The sequence below is a fragment of the Streptomyces sp. NPDC059398 genome, assembly GCF_042751845.1.
In the GTDB taxonomy this organism is placed as follows: Bacteria; Actinomycetota; Actinomycetes; order Streptomycetales; family Streptomycetaceae; genus Streptomyces.
On sequence record NZ_JBHYWP010000157.1, the window covers coordinates 1 to 11,163 of the forward strand.

The 11,163-nt window shown below is 71.6% G+C and carries 9 protein-coding genes; 5 read left to right on the forward strand and 4 right to left on the reverse strand.

What is annotated here, in order from left to right:
* Positions 1-204 precede the first annotated feature (204 nt).
* Together ACFXBC_RS33755 and ACFXBC_RS33760 are read left to right on the forward strand one after the other, a co-directional pair.
* Positions 205-1,038 carry a PP2C family protein-serine/threonine phosphatase gene (locus tag ACFXBC_RS33755; RefSeq protein ID WP_385033470.1) on the forward strand — a complete coding sequence of 278 codons (834 nt, stop codon included), beginning with the start codon at positions 205-207 and terminating at the stop codon, positions 1,036-1,038.
* A 54-nt stretch (positions 1,039-1,092) separates the two neighbouring features.
* A complete protein-coding gene (locus tag ACFXBC_RS33760) occupies positions 1,093-2,097 on the forward strand; it encodes an MASE1 domain-containing protein (RefSeq protein WP_385033473.1) in 1,005 nt (334 codons plus the stop codon).
* 63 nt (positions 2,098-2,160) lie between these two features.
* On the opposite strand, the gene ACFXBC_RS33765 is transcribed toward ACFXBC_RS33760, so the two are convergent.
* Both ACFXBC_RS33765 and ACFXBC_RS33770 read right to left on the reverse strand, forming a co-directional pair.
* Positions 2,161-3,999 carry an MFS transporter gene (locus ACFXBC_RS33765; RefSeq protein ID WP_385033476.1) on the reverse strand — a complete coding sequence of 613 codons (1,839 nt, stop codon included), beginning with the start codon at positions 3,997-3,999 and terminating at the stop codon, positions 2,161-2,163.
* The gene (locus ACFXBC_RS33770; protein ID WP_385033479.1) at positions 3,999-4,202 is read right to left on the reverse strand and encodes a hypothetical protein; all 204 of its coding nucleotides are present in this window, start codon (positions 4,200-4,202) and stop codon (positions 3,999-4,001) included. The genes ACFXBC_RS33765 and ACFXBC_RS33770 overlap by 1 nt, the downstream gene beginning before the upstream one ends.
* A 374-nt stretch (positions 4,203-4,576) precedes the next feature.
* Here ACFXBC_RS33770 and ACFXBC_RS33775 point away from each other — a divergent pair, with 374 nt between their 5' ends.
* From ACFXBC_RS33775 to ACFXBC_RS33785, 3 genes are all read left to right on the forward strand, one after another.
* A complete protein-coding gene (locus ACFXBC_RS33775) occupies positions 4,577-6,451 on the forward strand; it encodes a hypothetical protein (protein ID WP_385033482.1) in 1,875 nt (624 codons plus the stop codon).
* A 410-nt stretch (positions 6,452-6,861) separates the two neighbouring features.
* Entirely contained in the window at positions 6,862-8,748 is a 1,887-nt protein-coding gene (locus ACFXBC_RS33780; protein ID WP_385033494.1) for an APC family permease, read from the forward strand.
* Positions 8,749-8,919: 171 nt separating this feature from the next.
* Positions 8,920-9,444, forward strand: a complete 525-nt coding sequence (locus ACFXBC_RS33785) for a hypothetical protein (protein ID WP_385033485.1) — start codon at positions 8,920-8,922, stop codon at positions 9,442-9,444.
* 42 nt (positions 9,445-9,486) lie between these two features.
* Here ACFXBC_RS33785 and ACFXBC_RS33790 read toward each other — a convergent pair whose 3' ends face one another.
* Both ACFXBC_RS33790 and htpX read right to left on the reverse strand, forming a co-directional pair.
* On the reverse strand, positions 9,487-10,071 hold the full coding sequence (locus ACFXBC_RS33790; RefSeq protein WP_385033488.1) for a hypothetical protein: 585 nt from the start codon (positions 10,069-10,071) through the stop codon (positions 9,487-9,489).
* A gap of 72 nt (positions 10,072-10,143) precedes the next feature.
* On the reverse strand, positions 10,144-11,049 hold the full coding sequence (htpX, locus tag ACFXBC_RS33795; protein WP_385033491.1) for a zinc metalloprotease HtpX: 906 nt from the start codon (positions 11,047-11,049) through the stop codon (positions 10,144-10,146).
* Positions 11,050-11,163 lie beyond the last annotated feature (114 nt).

The window sequence follows — 11,163 nt, forward strand, 5'->3', positions numbered from 1 at the left end:
GTTCCGGGCACGCCCGGGGGGCTGCGCGATTCCGGCTCCGGAAATAAGATGCAGGTAACGGTCTCCGGACCCACAGCCCGTGATCGTCAGCCCGTACTCGTCGGAGAGGACCGGAAAGGAAGGGCCTGGCCGGGCCGCCGTACGACCTCCCCGCGACCCCGGGCCCGGTCGCGGTCCGGGAACACTCGCACCGCGGAGCCGCTCATGAACCGGCGTCGTCCCCACCGTTCCGCAAGCGCCGACGAGCTCCTCACGACGCTCCACCAGCTCACCGCGCGGGCCCGGCGGGAGGTGGAGCTGCACCAGGCGCGGGTGGAGCTGGCCGAGGCACTGCAGCGCGAGATGCTCCCGGCCCATCTCCCCGGTCTGCCCGGCCTCCGTACCGCGGCCCGCTACACCCCGGCCCGCAGCGGCCTTGACATCGGCGGCGACTGGTACGACGGATTCCCGCTCCCGGACGGTTCGCTCGGTTTCGCCATCGGTGACGTCCAGGGGCATGACGTGGAGGCAGCCGCGTTCATGGGCCAGATCCGGATCGGGATGCGGGCCATCGCCACCACCGCGTCCGACCCCGGCGAGATCATCGGCCGGACCAACAACCTGCTGCTCTCGGTGAACTCCACCCTCTTCGCGACCTGCACCGTCCTGCGCTTCGACCCCGCCACCTGGGAGATCGAGAGCGCCCGTGCCGGACATGTGCCGGCGGTCTGGGCCTCGGCGGACGGGCGGACCGGTGTCATCGACGACGAAGGGGGCCTGCCGCTCGGCGTCCAGGAGAAGCAGCACTACCCCGTCACCCGGCGCCGGCTGACGGAACGGGGTGCCTTCATCCTGGTCACCGACGGGGTGATCGAAGGGCCGTCCTTCTCCATCGAGAAGGGGCTGGAGGCGGTCATGCGCCAGGCGGGTGCCCGTCCGGGCGCCGACGCCGACGAACTGGCCGACGCGATCATCAAAGCCGCGGTGCTCACGGGCCACCAGGACGACGCCGCCGTGCTCGTGCTGTGCCACGACAGCGCGCCCGGCCGGACCGTATGACAGCTCGGCGGGGCAGGCGTGTCCTGCCTGTCCGGGGCGCGGGCACGGTGTCTGATGGGCGCCGTGATCCGCAGTGAGACAGCCAGAGACACGACGGTCACCGCCCTGCGGATTCTCGCCGTCGCCGTCGCGTACTACCTCTCCGGCCGGATCGGGCTGCTGCGGCAGGTGACCGTCCACGGCGCGGTGGTCACACCGCTGTGGCCGCCGACGGGCGTGGCGCTGGGCTGTCTGCTGTACTGGGGGATCCGGATCTGGCCGGGCATCGCGCTGGGAGCGCTGCTCGCCATCGCGTCGACCGCCCGCTCGGTCGACGCCGGTGACATCGGCATCGTCGCGGGCAACACACTCGCCCCGGTGTGCGCCCTGCTGATGCTCCGCCGGGCGGATTTCCGGATGGATCTGTCCCGGTTGCGGGACGGTATCGCGCTGATCTTCGTCGGGGCGCTCGGCGCCATGCTGGTCAGCGCGACAACGGGCTCCTGTGTGCTGCTCCTTGATGACAAACTCCCCAGGAGCGGTTTCTGGCCGGTGTGGTTCGCCTGGTGGGCCGGGGACGCCGTGGGGGTGCTGATGGTGACCCCGCTGCTGCTGCTCCTGCGCAGGGCCCGGCTGCCCCGCCGTACCGACCGATGGGTGGAGGCCGGTGCGCTGGTGGTGACCGCGGTGGTGGTGGTCCCGGTGGCGACCGGCAGCGACTACACCCTGCTCTTCCTGGTGTTTCCGCTGCTGATCTGGGCGGCGCTCCGCTTCGAGCTGGCGGGCAGTGCGCCCTGCGCGCTCCTGGTGGCGGTGCTGGCGGGCATCGCGGCGACCGGGCGTACGGGACCCTTCGGCAGCCTCACACTGTTCGAAGCCATGATCAACCTGACGGCGCTCAACGGGTCGGTGGCACTCACCGCGCTACTGCTGGCCGCGATCGTCACCGAGCACAAGAACGTACGCCGCCGTATCGAGCGGGCCTGCGATGAACTGGCTGATGTAGTCGAGCAGTTGGCCCCCACCGAACAGCGGCGGGGCTGGCCGTCGTCGGGTCCCCGCCGGCGCGATAGCCGCTGACCGGGCGGGTCTCCCCCGGCCGGCCCGCGCAGGTGAACACCCGGAGCTTGACCGCAGTACGTCTCATCTCCCCCCGGGATCCGCGCTGTTGGCGGGACCCGAAGGATCAGGGGCGCCGGCCTCCGGGAGCCCGGGGGCGCCTTCAGGCCTTGCGGCCGTACGGCCGGGGGCACCTCCGGGCCCGGCCGGGTCCACCACGTCGGCGGGTCCGCCGCCCGGCCCGGCCCTGTGGTGACGGCCGCGCAGCAACGAGGCGAGTGCGGCGACCAGCGCCATCGCGGTGGCGGCCGAGAAGACGGTGACGAGTCCGTGGTGGAACGGCCCGGAGACGAGTTCGGGGAAGAACTCCTTGCCGGTCAGGGTCCTGACGTTGTGCGGGGGCAGCTTCTCCAGCACTCCGCTGGGTCCGAGGAGCTGGCTGACCGGGTTCTTGCCGAGGAAGGTGGCGAACAGCGTGCTCACCGGCGGCAGTCCGGCCACCTGTTCTGCCGTCCCCGCAGGCACGCCCTGGCCCTTCAGACCGCTGCTCAGCGCGTGCGGCAGCGTCCCCGCGAGTCCGGAGATCATCAACGAGAAGAAGAGGCCGATCGACAGGGCGGTGCCCGAGTTCTGGAAGGTCGAGCGCATCCCCGATGCGACCCCGCGCTGTTCAGGCGGCACGCTGCCCATGATCGCCGAGGTGTTCGGCGCGGAGAACATCCCCTGGCCGAGGCCGCTGAGCAGCAGCAGGCCGGCGAAGGCGGGGTACGAGAAGTTCACCGGCAGGAACAGCAGGCCGACGAACCCAGCGGCCACGAGGAGGAGTCCGGTGGTGGAGAACAGCCGTGCGCCGTAGCGGTCGGAGAGATAGCCGGAGACCGGTCCTGCGACGAGGAAGCCGACGGTCAGCGGGAGCATGAAGATGCCCGCCCAGAGCGGGGTGCTTTCGAAGGCGTATCCGCGCAGGGGAAGCCAGATGCCCTGCAGCCAGATGATCAGCATGAACTGGAGCCCGCCCCGGGCGATGGCGGTGAGCAGGGCGGCGAGGTTGCCCGCGGCGAAGGCACGCACCCGGAAGAGGCCGAGCCGGAACATCGGTTCGGCGACCCGGGTCTCGATGAGGCAGAAGAGCGCGAGCAGCAGCACCCCGGCGCCGAGCCCGCCCAGCACCCAGGGGTTGCTCCAGCCGGTCGGGTGGCCGCCGTAAGGCTGGATTCCGTAGGTGATGGCGGCGAGCACGAGGCCGGCGCCGCCCGTGAAGGTGATGTTTCCCGCCCAGTCGATACGGCCGGCCGTGCGCGAGCTGGTCTCCCGCAGGCTGCGGTAGGACCAGATGGTGCCGAACACCCCGATGGGCACGCTGACCCAGAACACCGCACGCCAGTCGATGACGGCCAGCAGGCCGCCCGCCAGCAGACCGAGGAACTGCCCGGCCAGCGCGGTGATCTGGTTGATGCCCAGGGCCATGCCACGCTGCCGGGCGGGGAACGCGTCGGTGAGGATGGCCGCCGAGTTCGCGGTCAGCATCGAGCCGCCGACCGCCTGTACGACGCGGAATCCGATCAGCCACAGCGCGCCGGGGCCGCCTTTCAGGGGATCGAGCGAGAGGGCCAGCGAGGCGCACGCGAAGATCGCGAAGCCCATGTTGTACATCCGGACCCGGCCGAACATGTCGCCGAGCCTGCCGAGTGAGACCACCAGCACCGCGGAGACCAGCAGATATCCGAGGATCATCCAGAGCAGATAGCTGATGTTGCCGGGGGCGAGCGGGTCGAGGCCGATGCCCCGGAAGATGGCGGGCAGCGAGATGATCACGATCGAGGCGTCCATGGTCGCGATCAGCACGCCGAGCGTGGTGTTGGAGAGGGCGACCCATTTGTAGCGGTCGCCGGGCTCCGCTCCGCCGCTCCGGGTGGCGGGCACTACGGACGCCCCGCGCGGCGGTCGGTCAGTACGCCCCGGCCGGCCTCGGTCAGCTCTGTCACCGCGTGCCGGCCGTCACGGGTGCCGGACCCGCGGCTCACCGGCCCGCGCCGCTCCAGTGCGGTCGGCACCGTCAGCCGTACGGACGCCGCGGCGCCTACGGCGTTCCCCGGTTCCGTGCTGTCGTCCCTGATCCCGGCCACGACTTCACCCCGCTGTCGTTACCCGCTGTGCTGTCGTTACCCCGCTGTCGTTCCAGCCACCGACGGCCCTCCGGTCCGCCGTCCCGGCCAAGTACTGACCATAGGCTGATCAATCAGTCGTAACCACTGGGCGGTCGTGGCGGCCCGGCACCGGGGCAGCCGTTCGGCGCAATGCGGCGCGGTGCGGCGATCCGGCCGCCCACCTGCTCTTTTGCGGCCGGAAGACGGTACCGGCCGCCGGGCGCCGCGACCCCTGCCGCCGTCTCCCGGCCTAGCCTGCGAAGCAGAAGGCCATCCGGCGAGCGCCGTCCGACGCCTTCCGCGCGATGCATGCCGCTGCTTTCCGGCCCGGGTTCATCACGAAGGAAGCTGCCATGGACGACGGCCCGCCCCCGCCCGGCCCGGCCACCGGAACTCGCCGGCCGGTGAGCGGTGCCGTCCGGGTGCTGCGGGCGCAGCGGCTGCCGGACGCCGCTCCCCCGCAGTGGCACCGGGGGCTGACCGTCGTCGCGGTCATCAGTCTCTTCATCGGCACCCGCGACCTCTGGACCCGGGCCACCGCGACCCAGCCGGTGGCCGCCGCGATTGTGACGGTCTGTTATGCGGGGATCCTGACGTGCGGGGTCCTTGCCCTCTCCGTACGCGGCCGCCGCGCACTGGCGAGGGTGGACCTGGCGGTGCTGGGTCTCGCGGCCGCCCTGGTGCTCTGCGGCTACTGGCTGGATCACGCCGGTTCGGACGAGGGTGTCCTGACGGCCCAGGCAGCCGACGCGATCCTGCACGGCCGGCCGGTCTACGGTCAGCCGTGGCCGTGGCTCTTCGGCTCGCCGAAGGTCGGGGTCACCAAGACCATGGCGGGCGGCGCCGACTACACCTACGCCTATCCCCCGCTGACCGCGCTGATCGCTGCTCCGGTCCACGCCGTACTGCACTCCACGGCCGCGGCGACCCTGGTGACCACCGTGGCGCTGCTCATCGGCACGGTGGCCCTGTGGTTACTGCTCCCCGCGCCATGGCGTCCTGCGGTCACCGCTGTCTGTCTGGGCTTCGGCCTGCTGCCCGGTTACGCGCGGTCGGGCTACCCGGCCCTCGTGTCCCTGGCCTTCCTGGTCCCGGTCGTCGTCCGCTGGCCCGACACCGGCGCGGGCGGACGTCTGGGCCGGTACGGGGTGTTCCGGGCCGTCTGTCTCGGTGCGGCCTGCGCCGCCCAGCAACTGGCCTGGTTCCTCGTCCCGTTCCTGCTGATCGGTATTCACGCCGTGCGCCGGGGCGAGCTGGGCGGGCGGGCCGCGCTCGGTGTGACCGCACGGTCCGCGGGTACGGCCGCTCTCACCTGGGCGGCGCTGAACGCCTACTTCGCCGCCGACGGCTTCCACGACTGGCTGCAGGGCTCCCTGCTGCCGCTGACCCAGGGCGCGATCCTGCACGGCCAGGGCGCCATGGGCATCTCCTACTACTTCACCGACGGCAGCAGCCGGCTGGATTTCTACTCGTACGCGAGTGTGCTGCTGCTCCTGGGCCTGCTCGGCGCCACCCTTCTCTTCGTACGGCGGCTGGGGCCCGCCCTCACCGTGCTGCCCTGGCTGCCCTTCTACCTCGCGATCCGTTCGCAGGACGGCTACTTCCTGCTGATGACCCCGCTGTGGCTTGCGGCCGCCGCCACCGTCCCGCCATCGGCGCTGGCGACCGCCTGGCGGCCGCGGATCCCACGGGTGCGCTCGGCCGGGGCGAAAGCGGTGGTGGCCACCGTGCTGGTCGTGCCGTCCCTGGTCTGCCTGACGGTCGCGGCCGCGAGCCCGCCGCCGCTGCGGATGAATGTGACCCCGCGGCTCGCGGACCGGCCGCACCGGGGTATCACCTCGGTCGGCGTGCACGCGGTGAACACCACCGGCCACGCGCTCTCGCCGCACTTCGCCAGCCGTACCGGACAGGGGGCCTCGGGCTGGTGGACCATCCGCTCCGGTCCGGCCACCATCGCCCCGCACGCCTCAGCCTCGTACGTCGTCACCCCGCCGGGCGGATTCCGCAGGCTGCCCCGCGACGGTGCCCGGTTCTATCTGATCGCGGTGAGCGACAGACCGATGACCGTCACCACCGCCGCCCTGCCCACGGCCCCCGTCCCGGCCCCGCCACCGGGGCGCCCGGGTCCCTCGTCGTACACCGCTCTCGGACGCGTCGGCCGATGCGCCGTCTTCCCGGCCGGGCCCGGTCGGCCCTGTACGGCGGGGGCCCGGGGCGGGCCGCCGTGAGCGGGGCACCGGGGCGCGGGCACCGGCCGGACGGGCACGAGTCGGAAGGCCGGGAGCAGGACAGCCTGTCCAGTTCGCTGGTCACCGTCCCCCGGCTCAGCGAGGAGCAGTCGACGCTGCTGCGGCTGGTGGGGCGCGAGTGGGGGCGGGTGTCCGCGGCGCCCGCCGCCTGGCGGCATGCCCTGCCCGTCGATCCCGGCGCGGGCAGCTTTCCGGAGCCCGCGCAGATCGTGCCGGCCCGCTTCGGCCGTTTCGTGCCGGTGGCCCCCTTCGCGGGCCGGGCCGCCGGCCCGGACGCACAAGAGGAGGCCGGCTGGGAGCAGCCGAGCGGGGCCGCGAGAACGCGTGCCCGGATCCGCCGTGCGGTGCTGGGGGCGCCGCTGCGGAGTTCGGCGGTCGCCCGCGAGCGGATGCGCAAGCTGGTGGCGCTGCCGGTCCTCTCGGCGGACGCGCTGTCATCGGTGGCGTACGGCCCGGAGGCGCTGCTGACGGTGCTGGTACTGGCGGGCGCTCCGGGACTCCGGTACTCGGTCCCGGTGTCGCTGGCGATCGTCTTCCTGATGCTGGCCGTCGGGGTCTCGTACCGCCAGACGATCCGGGCCTACCCGCAGGGCGGCGGTTCGTACATCGTCGCGACGGACAATCTCGGCCGGATGCCGGGACTGGTGGCCGCGGCCGGTCTGATGACGGACTACATCCTCACCGTCGCCGTCTCCATCTCGTCCGGTACCGCGGCGGTGACCTCCGCGCTGCCGGGGCTCGCGGGCGACGCCGTACCGATCGGTCTCCTGGTCATCGCCCTGCTACTGGCCGGGAATCTGCGCGGTGTCCGGCAGGCGGGCGCGCTCTTCGCCGCGCCGACGTACGCCTTCATCATCGCCATCGCCGCGCTCGTCGGCTTCGGTCTCTACCACGCGGCGGGCCGCGGCTTCTCCCCGGTGCCCACGCCGCCCCAGCACATTGCCGAGGGGGCCGGTCTGCTGCTCGTGATGCGGGCCTTCGCCTCGGGGTCGACCGCGATGACCGGTATCGAGGCGATCTCCAACGCCGTACCGGCCTTCAAGCCCGTCGCCTGGCGCAACGCGCGCACCACGCTCTCCTGGATGGTCGGGCTGCTGATCGCCCTCTTCGCGGGGACGGTCGCCATGGTCCATCTGGAGGGTGTCGTGCCGGAGTCCGGGGAGACGGTGCTCTCCCAGCTGGCCCACCGCAGTTTCGGGTCGGGCGGCCTGTACGTCTTCACGCAGGCGGCGACCGCCCTGGTGCTCCTCCTCGCCGCGAACACCGCGTACAACGACTTCCCCCGGGTGCTCTTCCTGCTGGCCCGCGACCATCACGCGCCACGGGTCTTCCTGCGGCTCGGCGACCGGCTGGCCTTCAGCAACGGGGTCATCCTGCTCTCCGTGGCGGCGGCGGTGGTCTATGTGGCCTTCGACGGGAAGACCGACTCGCTGATCCCGCTGTACGCGGTCGGGGTGTTCCTCGCGTTCACGCTCTCGCAGAGCGGCATGGTGGTGCACTGGTGGCGCTCGCGCAGCAGGCACTGGCGCAAGAGCCTCTGCTTCAACGCCACCGGGGCGCTGCTCTCCGCGGTCGTCTTCGTCACGGCCGGGATCACCAAGTTCACCGAGGGCGCCTGGCTCGCGCTGGTCACCGTGGCGCTGTTCCTGCTGGTGACCACGCGGATCCGCCGCCATTACGAGAAGGTGGCCGAGGCGCTGCGGCTGCATCCGCAGACCATCGAGGTACCCAGCCGTACGATCACGCCTCGCTCAGGCAGTTCACCGCCGGCCGGGGCCCTCCGGGAGGGCCGGGGAGCGGCGGCCCGGCGGCCGGAGGCCCGCCAGTCGGAGGCCAGGGAGTCGGAGGACCGGGAGTCGGAGGACTCGCCGGAGTCGATCAGCCATCTCTCCGTCGTACTGATCGACGCGCTGCACCAGGCGAGCATGCGCGCACTCGCCTATGCCGCCTCCCTCCAGCAGCCCGTCCTCGCTCTGCACGTCAGCCCCGGGGAGGAGGACGCCGAACGGTTCCGCGAGGCCTGGCTCCTGTGGGGCGACCACCTTCCGCTGCGGATCGTCGTCTCGCCGTACCGCGCCACCGTCGCCCCGCTCGTCGGCTATATCGAGTCGCTGCACCACCAGCGTCCGGACCTGACCATCACGGTGATCCTCCCGGAGATCGTCGTACGCCACTGGCGCCACCGTCTGCTGCACAGCCCGCTCGGCAGCCGGCTGCGGCGTACGCTGCGGCCCCTGCCGAAGATCGTGGTGACGACCGTGCCCTTCCACATCTGAGTACGCCTCCGAGCGCCCTTCCGAGCCGCTGTCATCGCCGCTGTCCTTGGCGCTGCCGTTGCCTCCGTACCGGGAATACAGTGGAGACAAAAGAGTGATTCATTCGCTTTGTCCGCCGGTTGGGTCCGCTCCCGCCGCCCGGGACCATGAACCGCGGAGGTCGTGCCGCCTATGAACTCCGAACGTGCCGAACGGCTGGTGACCGCGCTGCGTGCCCGAGGCGTGATGGCGCATGTGGCCGGGGTGGGTGTCTACCAGTTCGGGGTCCGTGTCGTCATCGACTGGAACATCGAGGCGGTCTGGGATACCGACGGGGCGGCGGGGCTCGACGCCCAGGTGCTCAGCGACGGGATGCTGGTGGGCTTCGTCCCGCACATCTCCGGCTCGGAGGACTTCACCGAGCAGCAGCTCGTCGACGCCATCGCGGCCACCAGCTACTCGACGGAGGGGCTCCGCCCGCCGCCCGGCGCGGAGACCGGTGCGGGGAGTACGCGTACGGGCGATGCGGGCCCGGACACGGACACAGCCACAGCTGCGGGGACCGATACGGGAGCCGGCACCGGACCGGACGATGCCGTGCCGGGATCCGGCGCCGCCGCGGACGACGGCCCTGGTCGCCCCGCTCCCCCGCCTGCCGGGCAACAGTCCGCCCCGCCGGGCCACCGCAGGCCGAAGGGCCACTGGTGGCACCGCTGACGGAGGAACCCCGGGCCGCACCGGGACCGGGACCGGGCCGCTCTACAGACCGGGGGCGCCCCAGACCGGAAACCACCGGGCGAGGTCGGGCTCGATACGCAGATCGTCCCCCAGCACGGCCTTGACCTGGAGTTCCAGCGGGCTGTTCCGCTTCTCCGCACCGTCCGGCATCGGCGCGAAGGGGAAGAACGTACCCCGCTTGTACAGATAGACCAGAGCGAGTGGCCGCTCCTCGGCGTCCTTGAAGGCGACCAGCGAGCAGAGCAGCTGCGGGCCGAAACCTCCGTCCTCCAGGAGTGAGTTGACGGCGTGCAGATCGTTCACGAGCGAGGCCAGGTCGTCGGGCGGCTGCTGGGCCAGCAGCCAGCTGTAGCCGTACGAGTCCTGGGTGAAGCTGACCGGTGAGCCGCCGCGTCCGGTGTCCGCGTCGAGCAGCTCCTCGACGTCCTGCTTGATCCGGGCGAAACCGCCGCCCTCGACCCCCGCGAAGCAGACGGAGCCCGCACCGGTGGGGGTGAACCCCGCACCTGCCTGGAGGGTCAGCGCGGCGGACGGCAGTGCGAACAGCTGGTCGAGATCGGGGCGGACCGGCTTGCTCCGGCCGAGGATGCTGTCCAGAAATCCCACGGGGCGTACTCCTACGGGGTCGGTCGCTCTTCCTGCGGCCAGGGGAGGCGAACGGTCACGGGCGGCGGTCGGTCACGGGCGGGCGAGTTCGGTGGAGATACGGGCGAGCTGGTCCAGCCGCTGTTCGAGCGTCGGGTGGGAGGAGAACAGCCGGCTCAGGCTCTCCTTCGATGAGAACGCGGGCACGAAGTAGAAGGCGTTGTACGGCTCCGCCTTCCGCAGGTCCTCGGTCGGGATCCGCGCCATCTGGCCCTCCACCTTGGTGAGCGCCGACGCGAGCGCGGACGGGCGGCCGGTCAGCAGGGCGGCGGCCCGGTCGGCGGAGAGCTCACGGTAGCGGGAGAGCAGCCGGGTCAGCAGGAAGCTGACCACGTACACCGCGGCGCTGACCAGCGGGACCAGCACGATCGCGAGGCCCAGCGGCCCCGCGTTCCTGCTGTTGCGGGCGAGACCGCTCCACAGGGTGATACGGGTGATGAGCCCGGCCAGCACACCGAGGAACGAGGCGATCGTCATCACCGCCACATCGCGGTGGGCGACGTGGGACATCTCGTGCGCGAGGACGCCCTCCAGCTCTTCGGGCTCCAGCCGGCGAAGCAGACCCGTCGTGGCGCAGACCAGTGCGGTGCGCTCGCTGCGGCCGGTGGCGAAGGCGTTCGGGATGTCGCTGCGGGCGATGGCCACCCGGGGTTTGCTCATGTCGGCCAGTGCGCAGATCCGGTCGATCGCGCCGTGCAGTTCGGGTGCCTCTTCGGGGGTGACCTCGTGCGCCCCCATGGTGACAGCCGCGATCTTGTCGCTGAACCAGAACTGCGCGACGAAGAGGACACCCGCGACCACCAGGATGACCGGCCAGGCGCCATGCAGCAGAACGAGCAGCACTCCGACCAGAACGACGTACAGCAGTCCGATCAGGAACATGGTGGTCACCATGCGCGTGGTGAGACCGCGGTCGAGGGTGTAGCGGCTTCGCGTCATCTCTGTCTCCTGTAGCGGTTCTCCCCCTTCGTCAATTGTCCTCCTTCCGCGTAAAGGCAGGGTATGCGGCAGGTTCGAGAAATTCCCCGTCCGGCCGGGTCCGTACCGGATGCC